Here is a 19,455-nt window from a genome sequence, read left to right on the forward strand (position 1 = left end):
AACCCACGGTACACCGATCAGTGAAGGGGGGCCCGATGCCGGAGCTCCAGGAGACGGAAGCGGGCGACGTACGGCCCATGACCGCCGCGGGCCGCCGTATCGCGGCGGCTGCCGAGGAGCTGTTCTACGGGCGCGGGATCACGGCGGTGGGCGTGGACCTGATCGCCGAGCACTCGGGCGTGACCAAGCGGACGCTGTACAACCAGTTCGGCTCGAAGGACCGGCTCGTGGCGGTCTACCTCGGCGAGCGCGACCGGCGCTGGCGGGCCCTCGTCCGCGCCGCCGTCGACGCCTGCGGCGACCCCGTCGAGGCCGTCACCGCGCCCTTCGAGGCGCTGCGGACCTGGAGCGCGACCAACACCCGCGGATGCGCGTTCATCAACGCCCTGGCCGAACTCCCCGACCCCGCGCACCCCGCGCACCGCGTCGCCGCGGACCAGAAGCTCTGGCTGCTCGGGCTCTTCGAGTGCCTCGCCACCGCGGCGGCCTGCGCGTCCCCCGCCGCCCTGGCCACCCGGCTCCTCCTGCTGCACGAGGGCGCGCTCGCCACCCAGCCGCTGCCGCTCGACACGCTCGCGGAAAGCGTCGCTCTGGCACGGGAGTTGGTACGGGCGAGCGCGCCGTCCTCCGGCGCGGCCTGAGCGCCGACGGGTGAAGTCGGCTGCTAGCCAGGGGCCTTGGGCGTGAAACCGTCCGGGTCCTGCGCCAGCAGCCCGTGCACCCGGCCGACGAGGCTGCTGTCCTCGGACGGGCTCAGTCCCTCGCGCGCGGTGCGGAGCACGGCTTCCACCAGGTGCCAGCGCTCCTCCAGGCGGTCGTACGCGCCGGAGGGGATGGCCGAGGCGGCGTCGATGTCGCGCTTGCGGGCCGTGAGGTCGCGCAGCTCCTCGGCGGCGTCGGGGCGGCCGACGTCCTCGAACTGCTCCGGGCGTACGCCGACGACATGCGCCATCCGGGCCAGCGTCTCGTCACGGCCGCGGACGGGGACCGGTGTCCCGTCGACCGACTGGTAACCGCTGACGATCTGCCGCCACCGCGTGTCGCTCATGCCGGCTCGCCGCGAGGCCTCCCGCTGGGAAAGGCCGGACGCCGCGAGCGCGACCTTGATCAGCTCCCCCTCGGGCGGCGCGTCCGGGCGCTCAGTCATGCGGCGAGCTTCGCACAACTACGCATTATGCGTCCAGTGATACGGCGAAGAGGGGCGGGTATCGGCCGGTCTGGCCTGCGCATATGCGCGGCGGCAACGTGCGCAGGTGTGCGTAGTTCCCGATAAATACTTGTGCTACGCGCTACTACGCGCTAGTTTTTGCCCATGTCGCACCGCACCCGGCCGAGCAGGCTCCATCAGGAGCCCGAGGCCGTCACCTGGGCGCGGGAGAAGTCCGGGCTGACCAAGCGGGCGCTCGCCGACCAGGTCGGCATTTCGGAGCAGCTCATGGGTGAGATCGAGTCGGGCTGGCGCAGCGCCACCCCCGCCAATCTCATCAAGATCGCCGATGCGCTGAACTGCCCGCTCGTCGTCCTGGAGCGCAAGCGCCACGCGGGCGCGGTCCGTACCGCCGCTCCTGAAGGCGCGGCCGAATGAGGCCGGGGGGCGCACGCCGTGGCCGGATGAGGCCGGGGCGCGCACGCCGTGGCCGGATGAGGCCGGGGCGCGCACGCGAAGGAACGCTCGACGCGTGGATTGGCATATGCCAAAGTCGTGCGACTCGCGGCCCGCGGGGCCGGGGCGGCACATCATGAGATGAGTACGCGGAGGCCGCCGCCGCATCCCACGAAGACGGCCCCCGCCCAGCCGGATTACCGGTCGTTGACGTGCTGATGGATCCAGACGGCAATCTGGACGAGCCACCAGCCCATGCGTAATCGATCGGTAGTCCGCAGCCTCTTCGGCCTGCGGTGACGCGCCACTGCACTGCTCCTCTCTCCGTACACCGCCGAATGCGATGTACGGAGAGGGCACCAGAGTCCAGGCGCCCGGCTGACGGTCAGGTTACGCGGCCGTACTCTCCGTGTCCGGCGGTCGGTGAATTGCCCCGCTTGACCGTTTCTGCCGGTGTCGTCGCTTGTCTTCCGGTGCCGCCGCTTGTTGTCCTCCGGTGGCGCCGCCTGTCCTCCGGTGCTGCCGCTTGACCTCCGGTGGTGCCACTTGTCCTCGGTGGCGCCGCCCCCGTCCGCGTACGGCTTCGGGCGCGGCTCCGCGTAAGGCTCCCGGTACGACGCTGCCCGCCGTCCCCGGCCGGGTGCGGAACCGGGGGTGGCGGGCAGTGGGGCGATCCGGAAAGGGGAAGGGGCAGGTCAGGCGGTGGCCCCGGCCTCGCTGTGGACCAGCAGGACCGACACGGGAGACGACTTCGCGACGGCGCGGCTGACGCTCGGGTGCAGAAGCGCGGAGATGCCGCTGTAGTGGCCGGGGCCGACGGCGATGAGGTCGCTGCCGAGGGCTTCGGCGCGCTCGACGAGTATCGCGGCCAGGTCCTCGGTCAGGCCCTCGTCCACCTCGCCGTCGGCGGTGATGCCGTCCGCGCGCAGCCGCGCGAGCGCGTCGTCCACGACCTTGCGGCTCTCGGCGCTCTCCTCCACCGGCACCACTGTGCTGGTGATCCCCCCGGAGATCACCTGCGACGGCCGGATGTGGATGACCTGCACCGTCCCGCCGGTCAGCTTGGCGAGCGCCGACACCGCGTCGAGGACGGCACTGCCGTGGGCCGAACCGTCGACAGCGGCGAGGATCTTCTTGTACATGGGGTCAACTTCCTTGTCCGAAGGGGTCTCACGGGAGGTGCGGCCTCCGTACTCCCTCAGCCTCCGGCCGCCGGGCGCGCATTCCCGGATCGGTGGTGACCATGGCCACTTCGTACGTTTCCGCTCTCCGTCGCCCGTCACCGTTCCCTCGCCGTGCGGGGAGCGCGAGGACTGACTAGCGTGGAGACGTACGTAAGTGACGTACGTCACATTCGTTGGGACGGAGTCGCGGGTCATGACTGATTTCCCGGAAGGCGCACCGTGCTGGGTGGACGCCATGTTCGTGGACCTGGAAGGGGCCAAGCGTTTCTACGCCGACGTGCTGGGCTGGACGTTCGGGGAGAGCGCGAGCGAATTCGGCGATTACGCGCAGGCGTTCTCGGACGGGGAGGCCGTCGCGGGCGTGGTCCCGCCGATGCCGGGAGAAGAGGGGAAGTCGGCCTGGAACCTGTACTTCGCCACCCCGGACGCGGCGGCGACCGCGGAGAAGGTGAAGGCGGCGGGCGGCGAACTGCTCATGGAGCCCATGCAGGTGGGCCGGCTCGGCACGATGGCGCTGGCCAAGGAGCCGACCGGCGCGGCCTTCGGGCTCTGGCAGCCGGATCAGCACAAGGGCTTCGCGAAGGTGGGCGAGCCGGGCGCCTTCTGCTGGGCCGAGTTCTTCACGCGCGAGCCCGACGTCACGGACGCCTTCCTGACGAAGGCGTTCACATACTCCGCGCAGCAAATGACCGACGCCGGGGTGGACTTCAAGGTCTTCAAGGTCGGCGGCAGCCCGAATCCGGTGCTCGGCCGCATGACCATGGGTGACGAATTCCCGCCGGAGGTACCGGCGTACGTGAACGTCTACTTCGCGGTCGGCGACTGCGACGCCGCCGTACAGAAGGCCGTCGACCTCGGCGCCACCCTCCGCTTCGGCCCGATGGACAGCCCCTACGGCCGGTTCGCCGCCGTCACCGATCCGCAGGGCGCGAACTTCTCGGTCATCGACACCGCGCGGACGGTGGGGGAGATGCCGGCGCCGGCGCAGGCGTAGGGGTTTCGTCGCCGCTTGCCCGCCGGGCCAGGGTGGCACGGGCGGGGCGGGGCCGGACCGGTCCCGGGGGCGTACGGGCGGCAGGTCGGCGCGGGCGCGGGGCCGGGGTTTCGGCGGGCGGCCACGTACGCTCGATGGGGGACGGGGCTGGGATCGGGAGGTGTGCGGTGCGGCGTACGTACCTGCTGTGGGCGACCGCGGCCGTCGGGCTCGTGGTGGACCAGACCACGAAGGCCGTCGCGGCGGTCGTGGTCGAGGGGCACGAGGCCAGCCACGCGTTCGGCGGCGCTGTGACCTTCACCGCCATCCGCAACTCCGGCGCGGCCGGTTCCTTCGCACCCCGCGCCACCCTCGTCTTCACCTTCCTCGCCCTCTGCGTCCTCGTCTTCATCGCCCGCGTCGCCCCCGCCGTCCGCTCCACCGGCTGGGCCCTCGGCCTCGGCTTCCTCTTCGCGGGCGCGGGCGGCAACCTCGCCGACCGGCTCTTCCGCACCCCCGCCTTCGGCCGCGGCGCCGTCCTCGACTTCATCCAGGTCGGCAACGGCGGCATCTTCAACCTCGCCGACCAGTGCGTCACGGCCGGCGCCCTCTTCGTCCTCGTCCAGGCCTTCCGCGGCGTTCCGATGCGCGCCGCCAAATCTCCTGCCGGAGAGCCGGACGCGGTGGGCAGCGCGTAGCCCCCTGGCGGGTCGCCGTCTTGACGCGCGTCCCGGTCTGGACGCGGGGCCGTCCTTTTGCGGCCTCTTGGCGCGGCCTCGCCTTGACGCGGCCCCGTCCTTTTGCGGCCTCTTGGCGCGGCCTCTCCTTTACGTGCCACGTATGTCCTGGTCAGGGACCAGGGAGCAGGGGGTCAGGGAGTCAGACGGCGCTGTCTCCGCGCGCCCCGGTGTGCCTCCGCCCGCGTGTCGCGGAGGCGGGGAATCGGACTGGCGTGCCATGGGTGAATATGCGCGGATCGGGATGTGCCGGAGGCCAAGTGCCAGGACTCTGTGAGGTGTTGATCCAATTGCGGTGACGGTGACGGCCGGGGGCACCTGTGACGGTGGAGCGAGACAGCGGCACTTCGGTCGTATGGGACACCGGAGTCCGCGTGGGCAGACAGCCGCGACGGGCCACGTCACTGACCCCGGCCCCGCGGCACGTCGCGTGTGTGATGGACGGGAACGGCCGCTGGGCGGAGAGCCGTTCGCTGCCGCGGACGGCGGGCCACCGCGCGGCGGAGACGACGGTGATCGACGTCATCGAGGCGGCGCGCGGAGCCGGGGTGGAGTGGCTGAGCCTGTACGCGTTCTCCACCGAGAACTGGAGCCGCCCGAGCAACGAGGTCGACTACCTGATGCGCCTGGTGCGCCGCGTCGTACGCAAACACGCGGCACTGCTGCACGCGCGCGGCATCCGCTGCCGCTTCCTCGGCGTCGCCGACCCGAGAATCCCGGCCCCGCTGGCCCGCGACTTCGCCGACCTGATGACACTCACCCGCACGAACCGCCGCATGACCCTGACCGTCGCGTTCGACCACGGCGGACGCGGCGACATCGTCGAGGCGGCCCGCTCCCTGATCCGCAGCGGGGTGTCCGCCGACGCCGTGGACGAGAGCCACTTCGCCGCACACCTGCCCTTCCCCGACACACCCGACGTCGACCTCGTGATCCGGACCTCCGGTGAACAGCGCATCTCCAACTTCATGCTCTGGCAAGTCGCTTACGCGGAATGGACCTTCCCCTCGGTGCTCTGGCCCGACTTCCGCGCGCCGCACTTCCTGGAGTGCCTGCACACGTACCAGCAACGCAAGCGCCGCTTCGGCGGCGTGCCGCCGCACGCGAACGGAGAGTCCCGCACGTGACGGAGACAGGCAGTAGCAGCAGCATCAACCGGCCTTCCAAGCGCGTGCGTTCGCGGGCGGCCGGGGCGACCGGCGTGACTGGGGCGGCCGGGGCGACCGGGGCGGCCGAGGCGGTCGGCACCGTGAAGCCGGACGCGGCGAAGCGGAAAGCGGTGAAGACGCGGGCCGCGAAGCCGGACGTCGTCGAACCGCGGGCCGTCAAACCGAGGGCCGTGAAGCCGAAGCCGGTGCAACCGGTGAAGCAGGTGAAGCCGGTGAAGCCGAGAGCGTCGAAGCCGGACGCCGTAGCACCGGACGCCGTAGGACCCGACCCCGTAGCGCCCGCCGCCGTAGCACCCGACCCCGTAGCACCGGACCCGGTCAAGCCGCCCGCAGGGCCACCTCCGGCGGCGCCCGCCCCGCGGATCGAATCCCTCTTCGGCCCCGACTCCCAGTTCCACCGCTTCTTCAACGACCCCCGCTGGGGCCTGGCGGTGATCAGGGCGACGGTCCTGGAGGCGGCGCACCCGCAGATCGGCGCGGCCCTGGCCGACAACTCCACCTTCGTCGCGCACCCGTGGCGGCGGCTGCGCAACACCCTCGTGAGCCTCCAGCGGATGTTCGGCGCGGACGACGCGGTACGGCAGCGGGAGGCGGCGCGCCTCAACCGCCTGCACGCGCGGCTCAACGGCGCCGACGCCCGGCACCGTCCGTACGACGCGATGGACCCCGAGGTCCGCGCGTGGGTGGTCGCGACGCTCTTCGAGAGTTCGGTCACGATGTGCCGGCTGAGCGGGCAGCCGCTCGACCAGACGACGATGGAGCAGCTCTACGCCGAATTCCAGGCGTTCCTCGGTGCCTTGGGGGACCCGACGGGTCAACTGCCCGCCACACTTCCGGAGTTCTGGCAGTACTTCGACCGCATGGTCGAGGAGAAGCTGGAGAACACCGAGGCGCTGCGCATCATCCTCTACAAGCTCTTCGACCACCTCCCCGCGCCGCCCCTGCTGGACGGCCTGCCCACCGTCTGGGCGGCGGGCCGCGCGCTCGCCGGGCCCGTCATCGGGCAGATCACCGTCGCGTCCCTCCCCGAGCCCTTCCGCCGCCGCGCCGGTCTGCCCGAGATCCCCGGCGCCCAGACGCTGATGCAGGGCGCCTACATGGCCGCCGGCCTGGCCCGCTTCCTCCCCGAGGGCTGGATCAGGACCGAGACCCTCACCAACCTGATGGCCCTCACCTCCGACAGCGACGACCCCGCCTACGCCACGGTCACCGCCGTGCGCGACCGTATGAAGCAGGCGGGCGCCTTCATCCGCCTCGTCACGCCCTTCCCCGCCCAGCGCGAGTCCGCCGACGACGGCCCCACCGCCACCGGCGCCTCCGCCACGGGCGGATCGCGGCGCAGCGCCGACGAGTTCTTCACCGAAGTCCTCGACCAGACCGGCGACGGCTTCCTCGACTGGCCCGATCTCGCCGCCATGGCCCGCGAGTTGTCCTCCCGCCTCGACCTCGACGAGCCCCAGGAGACCAAGCTCTACAACGCCTACGCCGACTGGTGGCGCGAACTCCAGTCCGCCCTCGACACCGACGGCGACGGCCGCGTCAGCAGAGCCGAATACACCGCCGCCGCCCCCACCCTCGCGGGCCCCGCCCTCATCCGCGTCGCCGAAGTCCTCTTCGACGTCACCGACAAGGACGGCAACCAGACCATCGACGCCACCGAATACCGCGCCCTCTTCCGCACCGCCTTCACCCGCACCGTCCCGGCCACCGCCTCCACCTACACCCGCTCCGCCTTCATCACCGACTTCCTCACCTTCATGTCCGCCCGCCACCGCTCCACCCCCTACGACCCCCTCCTCGCCGACGCCTGACATCCCCCACGCGGGGAACCGTTCGACGCCCGCTTACATCTGTCGCGTTCCGGGAGTAGAACCTTCTGTGACGCCACGGCCCCGGTCCGTGATCGCATGTACAGGTTCGTCGGTTCGAGGGAAGGTCCCCGTGCTGCCAGCGGAGCCGTGGCGCGACGTCATGAGCCAAGGGACGACACGGCGGTTTCGCCCGCGCAGCGTGATGCTGCGGCAGGGCGATCCCGGGACACATCTTCTGGCTCTCACCACCGGAATCGCGAAGGTTGTGAGCCGGGACCATCAGGGGGTCACGACACTGCTCGCCTTCCGCGGACCGGGTGACCTGCTGGGCGAGGTGTCGGTCTTTGACGGCAGGACGCGGATCGCCGATGTGATCGCGCTCAGCCCGTGCACGGCGGTGGTCCTGGAGGCCGAGCGCTTCCGTGCCTACGTCGAGCGGCATGGGCTGGTGATCGACCTGATGCGCCAAGCCATGCACCGGCTGCGTGAATCGGATCTGCTGCGCGCCGAGTTGCTCACCCTTCCCCTGGTGACCCGCCTCGCGCGCACGTTGGTGCGACTGGTCGAACTGGCGGGCTCGGGCCACGGTCGACCGATATCAGTACCGGCCACGGCACAGCCGGACTTGCCGGTCCGGTTGACCGGCCTCACGCAGGAAGAACTCGCCCAGTCCATCGGAGTGACCAGGAACGCCGTGGGCGTGGCGCTGCGCACCTTACGTGACGCCGGCGCAGTGGAGACGGCGCGACGGTCGATCGTGATCAAGGACCTGGACGGGTTACGGACGTGGGCCGATACGGCCTGACGTCCCGTCGGCCCGCTCTGCGGTCAGCCCTTGAAGGAGACGTGTCCGCTGTGACCGCGGTCACTCGCGGAGTGCCCTGCGCTGTGCAGAACGGCTCAAGACGTACGCGAATGCTGGGAGTCGGCCGCCAACCGGCAGTTGCACCGTCCAGAGCATCCGTCCGACGTCAGGAGCACACCTGTGAGCGTGACCGTTCCCGCCCCCTGGTCGCAGAGCCGACCGTTGCCTCCCTACCGCGCCCTCCTCGCGGTCGACGCGAAGGACTTCACCGGACTTCCGTCCGTTCTGCACGCCCCGGTGAGTGAGCTGATTCCCGAACTCGTCGATCGCGCACTGGAAAAGGCGGAGCTCAAGGACTTGAGGGACGCGAAGCGATTCCCGGCGAGTACGGGCGACGGCATCGTCTTCGGCTTCGACCCGATACATCTGCCCTATGTTCTCTGGCCGTTCCTGCCCGTACTCGACGAGATTCTCGGTCAGTACAACAGCTCCGAGGTGGGGCCGCGGATCAGGCTGCGGGCCAGCGTGCACGTCGGTCCGGTGCCGGACGCGGACGCCCCGGGCGACGGCAACGGCACCCCTCGCAACGACACACACAGGTTGCTGGACTCCCGGCAGGTCAAGGCGATGCTCGCCAATGCCAGCGAGCAGACCACGCACGTTGTCGCGATCCTCTCCAACCGTGTCTATGAGGATGCCGTAATCGGGGGATACACACAGTTGCACCCGGACCGCTGCACGGAGGTGCCCGCGACAGTGGACGGCAAGAACTTCGCCCAGCGGGCTTGGCTCTATGTCCCTTCGCCATCCGGGAACCTGCTCAGTGCGGGAGTTCCGGCGAGGGAGGAGCTCAAAGAGGCCCCCTCTGCCGACAGCGCTGACGCAGCGGTTGGTGCCCCGGCCGCTTCGGCAACGCCGGGTGTGCCACCGGCGGCCACGTATCACCGCAACAGCCAGGAAGTGGGAGACGGCAGCGCCGCGCTCATGGGGGGTGTGGGCGGGGACTTCAACTTCACGGGTCGGTCCACAACCCATCGCGCAGCCAACCAGCACTGGGGCAGCGGCGACAACGTCTCCGGCTCCAAGCACGTCGGCGGCGGTGCCGAGGACGACCGGTGACCGCGGAAACCGCAGACGCGCACGAAGTGCGCGGCGAGTGGGACATACCGCACCCTCGGGCCGAGGACGGCTCCGACCCGGCGCCCCAGCCCGCCGGGTCGGCTTCGTACCAGGGCAATCGGCAGCAGGTGGGCGCCGGTGCCGCAGCTCACATGGGCAATGTGGGACGAGACCTGAATCTTCTCATCTTCCGCGACGGCGAAGAAGCAGCCGAGAACATCCTCACCCCACGGCTACGCGAAGGCGCATACTCCGCAGCGGAGATCGAGGACCGGCTGCGCGGTTTTGTCGAGCCCCCGTCGTATCCCCGATGCCGTGCGGTGCTGGAGGACCGCGTTCTCCTGTTGCGGGGCGCCCGCGGCGCTGGTGCGGCCACCGCGGCGTTCGCCCTGCTCCGTGAGCGGTTCGGCGCCGACGGCATCACCGGCCTCGATGCCGGACAGGACCTGGCCCGCTGGCGTCCGTCCGCACCGCGTGGCTACATCCTCGCGGGCGCCACACCGCAGACCGTCGACGCGCTCAACGATGTCGTGCTGAGCGCGATGGCCGGTCATCTGGTCCACGCCGGAGCCGCTTTGGTGATCGTGGTGGACGACGATCTCGCCCAGTCGGTGAAAGCGCGAAATCGGCTGGTGGACCATGTGCGTCCGCGGGCGTACGACGTCGCCGCAGGACACCTGAAGTCCGCCGTGGAATCGGGTGAGTTGTCGCCGGATCACCTCTCCTCCGCCTGGTCGTACCTCGATGACCCGGTGTTCGCCGGATACCTCGACGCGGACCAACTTCCGCAGTCCGGGGTGGATGTCGCCGAGGAACTGCGAGCCGTGGCGGCCGGCGCCCAATCAGTGGAGGAGGCTGTCACCAACCTGAGTCAGGGCGGCGCGGACGAGGTGTGCCAATCTCTGGACCAGGTGGCCGGTAAGCCGGACGAACTGGCACTGCTCGCGGCGGTCGCCCTTCTGCACGGGGAGGACCGCCAGTCGGTACAGACGTACGCGGCGGCGCTGCGCGAGCGCCTCGGTAGGTGGGACACCACGCATGACCGAGCCGTCGACCTCGACGGCGACCGTACGCGTGTCCGCGATGTGCTTGTGCCCGATGTCCACGGCGCCCGGCCGCCGAACGTGCTGGGACCAAGCTTCGAAAGTCGGCTGGCGTGTGTGGAGGCGCGACTCCTGCCACGCCGACTGGTCCCCGGCGACAGTTCCAACTACTGGTCCCAAGCTGTCGACTTCCCGGCCAGGCACCGTGCGGACCAGGTGCTGCGGCAACTCTGGTGGGATCGGGCGGGCATGGAAACCCACCTTTGCGCGGTCCTTCTCAGCCGGGAGTACCAGCCCGGATACGACCTGACCGCCGGGCGGTCGATCGGGCGGGTTCTCTGCCATGCCACCGGTACCAGGCCGCTCCAGCCGCTCCAGGCGTTCGCGAAGTCGGGCCTGCGCTGGCACCGCCGGCTGGCGGCATACGCCCTCGGCGAGGCGGCGCAGAACGAACAGATGGTCGGCAGGGTGACGTCACAGGTGCGGGACTGGAGTCGGGTCGTCGATGTCAATCTCCGCTGCACAGTGGCGGAGACCTGCGCGGGCAGCTTTGGCCTGGGTCGCCCGGGTACCGCCCTGCAACTGCTGCACAAGGTGCTCGACGGCCCCGTCGAGCAGGAGACCGTCAGGAGACTCTACGCGGCCGTGTCCTTCGCGCTGAGGGCCCTGCTGACGGAGTCGGCAAACCGGGATCCGGTACTGCGTCGACTGGCCGAATGGTCCACCGCGCAGGTCGGCACCGGCCACCATGCCTACGCCGTGTACGTAATGGAACAACTCGGCCGCAGCGCCGTCGACGGTGGTCAGCGCACCGGCGCTCTCAAGCTGCGGCTCTCCGAACTGGTCGTGGAGCAGCCGGAGGCATTGGTTCCCCTGGTGATGGCGGCGTTGGAGAGTCCGGGCACGGACACAGTGATGTCAGCGGCGCTGACGGCCGTCGGTGAATCGCCCGACAGTCGCCACCGCGTCGCGCTGGCCGCCTTGCTCGAAACTCTCGCCGCCGAATCCACCGGGCGGCCGGGTGTTGTCGCCTTTCTCCTCACTTGGTACCACGCCCACTCTGCCGTCGGTCCTGCCGAATGGAGTCGCACATGAACGAGTCGCAGGTCTACGAGCCGCTGGTCGAAATGCCCACCTCCTCAGCGCTGTCGTGCCTGATCGCACTCCGGTGGAGTCGCGCCGTCCAGGCCCGCGCACTCGTGCTGTTGGACCCGAACGGGGAGGACCTCGTCGCCTACCCGAAGGACCGCGCGCCGGTGGGCTGGCACCCTCGGCTCGGCCTGATGAGCGCCTGGCGAGCGCCTGCGAGCGACGCGCGATGGGTGTCGCTGCGAGTACGCGAGTGCCAGGTGGAACCGCGGACTCGCGGTCGGGATTCGGGCGGCGAGTCCGGCCGAACGTATCCCCAGGGCCTGGCATGGTGGGTGAGCGATCCCGCCGTGGTCGCCCGACTCGCCCTCACCGAGGACGAGATGGTCCGGCGGATCGTCGAAAGCGCCTCGCTCAGTGGCGTCTGGCCCGGCCTGTCCGACGCGAGCCCTTCCCCCTTCAGTTCGGGGCGCCATGATCCCGGTAAGCCCTACCGCCTGGATCCATTGGGCGTCTCCTTCCGCTTCCGGCCGGGGCGCCCGGCCCTGTCGCCGCCACCGGCCCCGCCCGCGCTGCCGTCGCTGTGGGGGGCGGACCAGCACGAGGCGTACCGGTTCTATCGCGACGTTGTGGGCGGGGGTCCCCACGGCCTGGCGGCTCTGTGGCTGCTTTACCACCCGGACCAAGCCAAGGACGTCCTGCAATGGACTGTGGATCACCAGGGGTTGCTCGATGCCTCGGACAGTTGGGAGCACTCCTTGGCGTCGATGCTCCGAGAACTGACGGGAACTCATCGAGCCTTCATCGGCGTCAAGTTCGCGGAGATCCTCAGTGCGACTGGTGTGCCGCACGGCGAGGAGACGTTGGACCGAGTTCGCCGCGCGCAGGCCGCGGCGCCCGTGGACGCTCCAGGAGACTCGGCGTGGAGGTCGTAGGACCCGTCAGGCGGACTTGGCACTCTGGGCACGGCCCCATCACTCGCCCCTGTCGGGCAGTCGGCTCAGCCACTCGTCGAGCGCCGCGAAGTCCGTGGCCGTGAGGCCGTGGTGGGGGTCGACGCGGTGGAGCAGGGTGGGGGCGGGTCTTCCCGTGGAGGCCGGGGATGTCGTGGCTTTCGGAGGGGTCGGGCCAGGAGACGAAGGGGAGCTGGGGGAGGCCGAGGAGCGGGGAGAGGGAGATGTTGGCCTCGGATTCCCAGGTGGTGGCCCACACCAGCTCGCACGGCAGGGCGCTCAGGCGGGCGCCCAGGGCGGGGTTGACCCGTGCCGGCAGGGGGTTGGCGTCGGGCCCGAGCTGGCTCGTGTAGGTCGGGTAGCCGTCCGGGAGCTGCTTACGCGTCGCGCCGAAGGGGATGAGCGGTCCGTCGACGTCGAGGAAGAGCAGCGGGCGGGGGTGCGGGGCGGCGGCGGTCATGGCTGCACGGTAGGCGGTGGAGGTGGGGGGATGGGTGGGGGTGTCAGGGTTTCAAATACGTTTCAATTGGGTGGGGTTGATGCTTTGTGTTGGGGCTCTTGACCCTTCGGTGGGTGGCCGCTTAGGTTCGCGGCCACGGACTTGAAACGATTTTTTCGTGGGCGACGCGTAGGGTCGACGCATGGGGAGATCGTGCCGAAGCAGAGATGCAGAGGAGACCCCGGTGATCGTGCGTGTGGTGACGGCGGTGCTGAGCTTGGTGGTCGTGGGGGTGGCGCCCGCGCAGGCCGGTGGGGCCGGGCACGGCGGCGGGGGCGGCGGGGTGCGGGCCGGGGGGTTGACGGTGGAGCATCAGACCGAGCCGCTCGGGGTGGACGAGGCCAAGCCGCGGCTCGGGTGGACGCTGAGCGCGAACGGCGGCGCGCACGGCGCCAGGCAGACGGCGTACGAGATCGCGGTGTCGAGCACGCGCGACGGCCGCGTGGATGTGTGGGACAGCGGCGAGGTGCGCTCGGCGCAGTCCTTCGATGTCGAGTACGCGGGACGGCAACTGCGGTCGCAGACGCGGTACTTCTGGCGCGTGCGGGTCTGGGACGGGGCGCACAAGGTGTCGCGGTGGAGCCAACCGGCCTCGTTCGAGACGGCGTTCCTCAATCCGGGCCAGTTCAAGGGCGGTTGGATCGGCTCGCCGACGAAACCGGCGACCACGACGCTCACCGGCGCGGACTGGATCTGGTACCCGGAGGGCAAACCGGCCGACTCGGCGCCCGCGGCCACGCGGTACTTCCGCCGCACCGTCGACCTCCCCGCCAACGCCGCCGTCACGGCGGCCCCGTTCGAGCTGACGGCCGACGACAGCTTCGTCCTCTACGTCAACGGCAAGGAGATCGCGCGCTCGCCGCAGGTCAGCAACTCCTGGAGCACGGCCACCGTCACGGACATCGCGGCCGACCTGCGGCCCGGCCGTAACGTCATCGCGGTCCAGGCCGTCAACACCTTCCCCGGCCCGGCCGGGGTGATCGGCACGCTGCACATCGACGGCTCGGCGGGCGTCCCGCCCGACCTCGTCACCGACGCCGCCTGGAAGGCGAGCGACACCGCGCCGACCGGCTGGCAGCAGCCGGACTTCGACGACGCGGCCTGGCCCGCGGCCCTGGAGGCCGCGCATTACGGCGACGCGCCCTGGTACAGCTCGGTCAGCGTCCCGAGCCCGCCCGAGCCGCTGCTGCGCAAGGACTTCACCACCGGCGGCGCGAAGGGCAAGGCCCAGCGCCCCAAGAAGGTCGCGTCCGCCCGCGCCTACGTCGCCGGGCTCGGCTACTACAAGCTCTACCTCAACGGACAGCGCGTCGGCGACCACGAACTCGACCCGGCCTTCACCGTCTACGACAAGACGGTGCTGTACGCGACGTATGACGTCACCAAGTCCCTGCGCGGCGGCGGCAACACGCTCGGCGTGAGCCTCGGCCGCGGGTACTACGCGATGACGAACCCCGACGAGTGGAACGCCTCGCCCTGGCACAGCGAGCCGAAGCTGAAGCTCGAACTCGACATCACCTACACCGACGGCAGCACCCAACAGGTGACCAGCGACGGCAGTTGGCAGGCCGCCGACGGCCCGACGCGCACCGAATCCGTCCTGTACGGCGAGACGTACGACGCGCGGCTCGAACAACCCGGCTGGAACAAGCCGGGGTTCGACGCCACCGCCTGGAAGCCCGCGCTCCCCGTCACCGCCCCGGGCGGCACCCTCCGCGCGCAGGCGTTCCCGCCGATCAAGGTGACCGGCACCCTCCCGGTCAAGCAGGTCACCACGCCCAGGAGCGACGCGACGAGCACCGTCAAAGTGTACGACTTCGCCTCGCCCACGGCGGGTTGGGCGGACACCGCGCTCCGCGGCCCCGCCGGATCCGTCGTCACGATCACGTACGGCGAGAAGCTGCTCGCCGACGGCACGGTCGACAACGCCGGGCTCCAGACGTACACGTACACGCTCAAGGGCGCGGCGAGCGGCGAGAGTTACCGCCCCAGCTACAGCTACGACGGCTTCCGCTACGTACAGGTCGCCGCGCCCGCGGGCGTCACCGTCACCTCCGTCAAGGGCGAGCGGGTGCACACGGCGGTCACCGCCACCGGCGACTTCAGCAGTTCGAGCGACCTGCTCAACCGCTTCCAGGACGCCCAGGCGAACACGACGCTGAACAACCTGCACTCGATCCCGACCGACACCCCGATGTACGAGAAGCGGCCGTACGACGCGGACGCGCACCTCACCGCCGACTCCGCCATCGCCAACTTCGACATGGAGAACTTCTACGAGAACTGGATGCGCGCCCACCGCGACGACCAGAACGCGGACGGCACGCTCGGCCACACCGTGCCCGGCACCGTCGGCGCCAAGGGCGTGAACGACCCGGTCTGGTCGGCGAGTTTCGTGCTGATCAACTGGGATCTGTACTGGTACTACGGCGACATCCGCCCGCTGGCGGACAACTACGCCGCGATGAAGCTGTGGCTCGACCACTACGAGCAGACCGTCGCGAAGACGGGCAACGTCTACACCGGTTTCAGCTACGGCGACTGGGTCGCGCCCGGCGCCGCGTTCCCGCCGGAGGGCACCCGGCTCTCGGGCACCGCGTACATCCACCAGACGGCCACCATGATGGCCAGGATCGCCCGCGTCCTCGGACACGGCGCCGACGCCGCGCACTTCGACGCCTTCGCGACGACGACGGCGAACGCCATCAACGCGAACTTCTACGACGCCAAGGCGAAGGCGTACTACGACAACAAGGACGCGGGCTACCGGCAGACGTCCAACCTGCTGCCGCTCAGCCTCGGCATCGTCCCCGCGTCCGAGCGCGCGGCCGTCGTCGCCAACCTCACGAACGACATCAGGACCCGTGGCCGCCACCTCAACACCGGTGCGCTCGGCACCAAGTTGATCCTCCCCGTCCTCACCGACACCGGCAACGGCGACCTCGCCTACGATGTCGCCACCAACCCCACCTACCCCGGCTGGGGTTACTGGTTCCAGGGCCTCGGCGCCACGACCATGTGGGAGGAGTGGCAGGACACGTCACGCTCCCACGACCACGCCTTCCTCGGCACGGTCGACGACTGGCTCTACCAGCGCGTCGCGGGCATCGAGCCCGCCGCGCCCGGCTACACCCGGGTCACGATCCGGCCCCACCCGGTCGGCGACCTCACCGAAGCCTCCGCTCACGTCGAGTCCCCGCTCGGCCGCGTGGCCTCCTCCTGGACCTTCGGCCACGGCCGCTTCACGCTCCGCGCGACCGTCCCCGTGGGCGCCACGGCCCAGATCCTGGTCCCCGCCCGCACCCGCGCCGCCGTCCACGCCCCCTCCGACGCCCGGTTCACCGGCCTGAAGGACGGCTACGCCGCCTACGAGGTCGGGTCCGGCGACTACGTCTTCCGCGTCGCCGGCTGACGGCGGAGCGGCGGGGCGGCGCGACTGCGGGGCGGCGCGACGGCGGAGCGGCCCGGCGGCACCGGCTTGCCGCCGAGGCGGCGATATCCGGCCACGGCGGCAGGGGCCGGTGAGGGGGCCGCGCGAGGTGGTTCCCGTGGGGAAAGTGGGGCCAGGGCCGGGGGCGGGAGAAATGGATTTCCCGTGCGTGGCGGGGCGCCGCCCTACATGTGTATGCGGCATGGCGCATGCCAAAACACCGTCCCGCGGAATCTGTCGACCGTGTGACGGGCGGGGTGGATGTTTTGGCTGAGGCCGGTTGGGGCCCGTTGGGGCCGGGCTGAGGGAAAAGGGAATTCGGCGGGCGGAAATTCACCGACGGGCAAATTCCGTCCGCATATTCCGTCCGGCAGGGCCTGGGGTGCCGGGGGTGCCGGGGGTGCCGGTGGACCCCGGGGAGCCGGTGGACCCGACGCGGCGGATGGAGCAGGTGGAGCAGGTAGAGCAGGTGGAGCGGATGGAGCCGGTGGGGCTCAGACCTCCAGGCCGTTCTCGACCTGCTTGAGCACGTGCCGCGCCAGGGCGAGGTTGGCCCGGCTCCGGTCGAGCGCGAGGTAGAGGAAGAGCGAGCCGGTGCTGCTGCCGAGCAGGCGGATCAGGTGGTACTGGGTGCCCAGCGTGATGAGGATGTCCTCGATCGTGTCGTCGATGGCGAGCATCGACAGCGTGCGGACCTTGGCGCGTACGACCTCGGTGTTGCCCGCCGCCGCCACCTCCAGGTCCAGGCCCCGGCCGCCGCCGAGCGTGCCGAGCGCCATGCCGCTCTCGTAGTCGACGAGCGCGACCCCGATGGCGCCTTCGACGGACATCGCTTCTTTGAGTGCCGACTCAATGTTCACGGGAATTCCCTTGGTTGTGCAGGTCCATGGGTGTCGCGGACCGTACGGGCGAGGATCGGCGTGAGCGGAAAACAGCTATGCGCGATCACAGGTGAAAGAGTTCGGCGTTAAAGTACTCTGCCAGGTGTTCGAAAGTGAAGGGGTGCCTGTGGACGCGCTGGAGTCGGTGCTCGGCGAAGTCCTTTCCGCTGCCGGGACGTCAGGGACTGCTGGGACCTCGGGTGCGTCCGGGACGTCCGGTGCGGCCCTGGTCGACGCGGTGACCGGTCTCACATACGCCGAGAGCGGGGACTGCGCGGTGGCCGGAAACGGACCTGAGGTCTGCCGTCTGCTGAGCCTCATCGAGGACGGGCTGCACGAGGCGGGAGCGGAGGGCGAGTTGGAGAGCGTGGTGGTGACCGGGCGGCGGACGTACCACGTCGTGCGGGTCGTGGCCCGGCAGGGCGACCCGGTGCTGATCTCCACGGTGCTCGACCGCGCCGACACCAATCTGGCGCTGGCCGCCCGGCACATCGCCACGGCCGCCGAGGGCCTGTTCGCATGACGGCTGACAGCGGGACCGAGCCCGACGACGTGTCCGTGTCCGTGTCCGTGTCCGAGCCCAAGTCCGAGCCCTGGGCAGGGTCCGAGCGGGAGATTCCGTCCCCCGCCCCCGCGCGCTCCGACGCCCCGGTCCTCGACCACCCCGACGCCGAGCCCGATCCCTCGCCCGACTCCGACTCCGACCCCGAGCTGCGCGTGCCCCGGAACGTCCCCGCCCTCCTCGCCCAGCTCCGCCAGGAGCGCTTCACCGGAGCCGTCACCGTCGAAGGCGGCCCCGGCGGCACCCTCTTCCTCCGCGAAGGACTGGTCGGCGCCGTCGAGACACCCGCCGCCCCCTCCGCCCGGTCGCTGCTGCTGAAGTCCGGGCGGATCGACGAGCGGGAGTGGGAGGCCGCGCTGGCCGCGCTCCCCGAAAACGGCGAACTGGGCGCGGTGTTGACCGCACGCGGATCGGTTACGGCGGCGGAGCTGTTCGTCGTCTGCACCGCCGCGCTCTTCGACGGCGCCTTCGCGATGGCCCTGCAACCGGTGACCGGCTGGCGCACCGACCCGGAACGCGGCCCGGGACACGGTCCCGCACGCGGCCCCGAACTGGCCGCCTGGCCCGGCCAGGAGCCCGCCCGCCTGACCGAGGAGACGGCGCTGCGGCTGCGGACGCTGCGCGAAATAGTGCCGTCCGTAGGGGAGTTCGCGCGCGGCGCGGTCCGCGCGGAGGCCAGGTCCGACGCGGACCGTATCGGCGAGCGCGGCCGTACGCTGCTGCTCGCCGCCAACGGCCGCCGCACACCGCGTGATCTCGCGTTCGCGCTGGGGCGCGGGGTGTACCCGGTGATGCTCGACCTGGCCAGGATCGCGACCCGCAGGGCCGCCGCGCGCGACGACGACCCGCTCGCGCCGCGCCCGCTGCTGACCGCGCGGGCCGCCGACCGGCAGTCACCGCCGCCGCCGGGCGCCGACGACAGGCCGCTTCCGCGCCGCCAGCCCGGCGGCCAACTGCCGTCCACACGACCGCCGTCGGAGCGCAAGCCGCCCGGTCACCCCCATCACTCGTCACCGAACCACCCGTCACAGAACAACCTGTTGCCGTGAGCGGGACAGCGACCGGCCTGCCCGAGGAGAGTGCACCATGACCAGTGCCGCCCCTTACGAAGCGCTCGTCGCTTCGCTCAAGTCCCTGCGTGAACGCGTGATGGGCGTCAACGAAACGGTGATCTCCACCTCGGACGGGCTGCTCGTGGCCGCCGACACCGCGACCGTGCAGCCCGAGTCGGTGGCGGCGCTCGCCGCCGCGAGCCTCGGCGTCGGCCGCCGCACGGCGGCGGAGGTCGGTCTCGGCGGGCTGCGCGACGTCGTCGTCCGCTGCAACGGCGGCTACATCGTCGTCCTGTCCGTAGGCGAGCACGCCCTGTTGGTGATCCTCGCCGACGAGGGACTCGATCTGCCGGGCCTCCACCGCGAGTCCCCGGCGACGGTCGACCACCTCGTCTCCCTCCTCAGCGCCGCCTGACGCCTTCGGCCCGGCCGACATCCAGGCCCGACACCGCCCGACACGGTCCGACACCGCCCGACACGGTCCGGACACCGACACGGTCCTGACACCGGCCCCGACACCGACACGGACGCGGCTCCGACATCGC

The 19,455-nt window shown here is 70.8% G+C and carries 17 protein-coding genes and 1 pseudogene; 14 read left to right on the plus strand and 4 right to left on the minus strand.

The genetic code is table 11. From position 1 onward, the window contains the following. Window positions 1-77 precede the first annotated feature (77 nt). Window positions 78-641 carry a TetR family transcriptional regulator gene (locus tag ACFZAM_RS03485; RefSeq protein ID WP_391043520.1) on the plus strand — a complete coding sequence of 188 codons (564 nt, stop codon included), beginning with the start codon at window positions 78-80 and terminating at the stop codon, window positions 639-641. Window positions 642-664: 23 nt separating this feature from the next. Here the strand turns inward: ACFZAM_RS03485 and ACFZAM_RS03490 are convergent, their stop codons facing one another. Continuing rightward, window positions 665-1,147, minus strand: a complete 483-nt coding sequence (locus ACFZAM_RS03490; RefSeq protein ID WP_355336479.1) for a helix-turn-helix transcriptional regulator — start codon at window positions 1,145-1,147, stop codon at window positions 665-667. Window positions 1,148-1,312: 165 nt separating this feature from the next. Between ACFZAM_RS03490 and ACFZAM_RS03495 the strand changes: the two genes are divergently transcribed. Further along, window positions 1,313-1,585, plus strand: coding sequence for a helix-turn-helix transcriptional regulator (locus ACFZAM_RS03495; protein ID WP_355336478.1), 273 nt, complete (start codon window positions 1,313-1,315; stop codon window positions 1,583-1,585). 713 nt (window positions 1,586-2,298) lie between these two features. On the opposite strand, the gene ACFZAM_RS03500 is transcribed toward ACFZAM_RS03495, so the two are convergent. After that, window positions 2,299-2,745, minus strand: coding sequence for a universal stress protein (locus ACFZAM_RS03500; protein ID WP_355336477.1), 447 nt, complete (start codon window positions 2,743-2,745; stop codon window positions 2,299-2,301). Between the two features lie 235 nt (window positions 2,746-2,980). On the opposite strand from ACFZAM_RS03500, the gene ACFZAM_RS03505 reads away from it, so the two are divergent. The 8 genes from ACFZAM_RS03505 to ACFZAM_RS03540 all read left to right on the plus strand — a co-directional run bounded on the left by ACFZAM_RS03505 (window position 2,981) and on the right by ACFZAM_RS03540 (window position 12,468). Next, a complete protein-coding gene (locus tag ACFZAM_RS03505) occupies window positions 2,981-3,781 on the plus strand; it encodes a VOC family protein (RefSeq protein WP_391042364.1) in 801 nt (266 codons plus the stop codon). A 167-nt stretch (window positions 3,782-3,948) separates the two neighbouring features. Further along, on the plus strand, window positions 3,949-4,458 hold the full coding sequence (locus tag ACFZAM_RS03510; protein WP_355336475.1) for a signal peptidase II: 510 nt from the start codon (window positions 3,949-3,951) through the stop codon (window positions 4,456-4,458). Window positions 4,459-4,901: 443 nt separating this feature from the next. Further along, entirely contained in the window at window positions 4,902-5,624 is a 723-nt protein-coding gene (uppS, locus tag ACFZAM_RS03515; RefSeq protein ID WP_391043522.1) for a polyprenyl diphosphate synthase, read from the plus strand. A gap of 404 nt (window positions 5,625-6,028) precedes the next feature. Further along, window positions 6,029-7,477 (plus strand): oxygenase MpaB family protein, encoded by a 1,449-nt coding sequence (locus tag ACFZAM_RS03520; RefSeq protein ID WP_391043525.1) that lies wholly within the window; start codon window positions 6,029-6,031, stop codon window positions 7,475-7,477. Between the two features lie 130 nt (window positions 7,478-7,607). Beyond that, window positions 7,608-8,282, plus strand: a complete 675-nt coding sequence (locus tag ACFZAM_RS03525; RefSeq protein WP_391042365.1) for a cyclic nucleotide-binding domain-containing protein — start codon at window positions 7,608-7,610, stop codon at window positions 8,280-8,282. Between the two features lie 180 nt (window positions 8,283-8,462). Then, on the plus strand, window positions 8,463-9,401 hold the full coding sequence (locus tag ACFZAM_RS03530) for a hypothetical protein (RefSeq protein ID WP_391042366.1): 939 nt from the start codon (window positions 8,463-8,465) through the stop codon (window positions 9,399-9,401). Beyond that, window positions 9,398-11,539, plus strand: a complete 2,142-nt coding sequence (locus ACFZAM_RS03535; protein ID WP_391042368.1) for a hypothetical protein — start codon at window positions 9,398-9,400, stop codon at window positions 11,537-11,539. Before ACFZAM_RS03530 ends, ACFZAM_RS03535 begins: the two co-directional genes overlap by 4 nt. Then, window positions 11,536-12,468, plus strand: a complete 933-nt coding sequence (locus ACFZAM_RS03540; protein WP_391042370.1) for a hypothetical protein — start codon at window positions 11,536-11,538, stop codon at window positions 12,466-12,468. The genes ACFZAM_RS03535 and ACFZAM_RS03540 overlap by 4 nt, the downstream gene beginning before the upstream one ends. A gap of 39 nt (window positions 12,469-12,507) precedes the next feature. Here ACFZAM_RS03540 and ACFZAM_RS03545 read toward each other — a convergent pair. Next, a pseudogene (locus ACFZAM_RS03545) lies at window positions 12,508-12,946 on the minus strand (hypothetical protein). A 223-nt stretch (window positions 12,947-13,169) separates the two neighbouring features. On the opposite strand from ACFZAM_RS03545, the gene ACFZAM_RS03550 reads away from it, so the two are divergent. Beyond that, complete coding sequence (locus tag ACFZAM_RS03550) at window positions 13,170-16,397, plus strand: family 78 glycoside hydrolase catalytic domain (protein WP_391042372.1); 3,228 nt, start codon at window positions 13,170-13,172, stop codon at window positions 16,395-16,397. A gap of 512 nt (window positions 16,398-16,909) precedes the next feature. Here ACFZAM_RS03550 and ACFZAM_RS03555 read toward each other — a convergent pair. After that, window positions 16,910-17,275, minus strand: coding sequence for a hypothetical protein (locus ACFZAM_RS03555; protein WP_355336472.1), 366 nt, complete (start codon window positions 17,273-17,275; stop codon window positions 16,910-16,912). A gap of 124 nt (window positions 17,276-17,399) precedes the next feature. Here ACFZAM_RS03555 and ACFZAM_RS03560 point away from each other — a divergent pair, with 124 nt between their 5' ends. The 3 genes from ACFZAM_RS03560 to ACFZAM_RS03570 are packed head-to-tail and all read left to right on the plus strand — an operon-like array spanning window position 17,400 to window position 19,325. After that, window positions 17,400-17,819: a hypothetical protein gene (locus tag ACFZAM_RS03560; protein WP_391042374.1), complete on the plus strand. Its 420-nt coding sequence runs from the start codon at window positions 17,400-17,402 to the stop codon at window positions 17,817-17,819. Beyond that, the gene (locus ACFZAM_RS03565; protein WP_391042375.1) at window positions 17,816-18,907 is read left to right on the plus strand and encodes a hypothetical protein; all 1,092 of its coding nucleotides are present in this window, start codon (window positions 17,816-17,818) and stop codon (window positions 18,905-18,907) included. Before ACFZAM_RS03560 ends, ACFZAM_RS03565 begins: the two co-directional genes overlap by 4 nt. A 37-nt stretch (window positions 18,908-18,944) precedes the next feature. Beyond that, the gene (locus ACFZAM_RS03570; protein WP_355336469.1) at window positions 18,945-19,325 is read left to right on the plus strand and encodes a roadblock/LC7 domain-containing protein; all 381 of its coding nucleotides are present in this window, start codon (window positions 18,945-18,947) and stop codon (window positions 19,323-19,325) included. Window positions 19,326-19,455 lie beyond the last annotated feature (130 nt).

Origin of the sequence: Streptomyces sp. NPDC008079 (assembly GCF_042957385.1) — a bacterium.
In the GTDB taxonomy this organism is placed as follows: Bacteria; Actinomycetota; Actinomycetes; order Streptomycetales; family Streptomycetaceae; genus Actinacidiphila.

Excerpts from the sequence above, each read along its gene's own strand:
- ACFZAM_RS03485 (WP_391043520.1), top strand. The coding sequence starts at position 78 with ATGACCGCCGCGGGCCGCCGTATCGCGGCGGCTGCCGAGGAGCTGTTC.
- ACFZAM_RS03490 (WP_355336479.1), bottom strand. The coding sequence starts at position 1,147 with ATGACTGAGCGCCCGGACGCGCCGCCCGAGGGGGAGCTGATCAAGGTC.
- ACFZAM_RS03495 (WP_355336478.1), top strand. The coding sequence starts at position 1,313 with ATGTCGCACCGCACCCGGCCGAGCAGGCTCCATCAGGAGCCCGAGGCC.
- ACFZAM_RS03500 (WP_355336477.1), bottom strand. The coding sequence starts at position 2,745 with ATGTACAAGAAGATCCTCGCCGCTGTCGACGGTTCGGCCCACGGCAGT.
- ACFZAM_RS03505 (WP_391042364.1), top strand. The coding sequence starts at position 2,981 with ATGACTGATTTCCCGGAAGGCGCACCGTGCTGGGTGGACGCCATGTTC.
- ACFZAM_RS03540 (WP_391042370.1), top strand. The coding sequence starts at position 11,536 with ATGAACGAGTCGCAGGTCTACGAGCCGCTGGTCGAAATGCCCACCTCC.
- ACFZAM_RS03565 (WP_391042375.1), top strand. The coding sequence starts at position 17,816 with ATGACGGCTGACAGCGGGACCGAGCCCGACGACGTGTCCGTGTCCGTG.
- ACFZAM_RS03570 (WP_355336469.1), top strand. The coding sequence starts at position 18,945 with ATGACCAGTGCCGCCCCTTACGAAGCGCTCGTCGCTTCGCTCAAGTCC.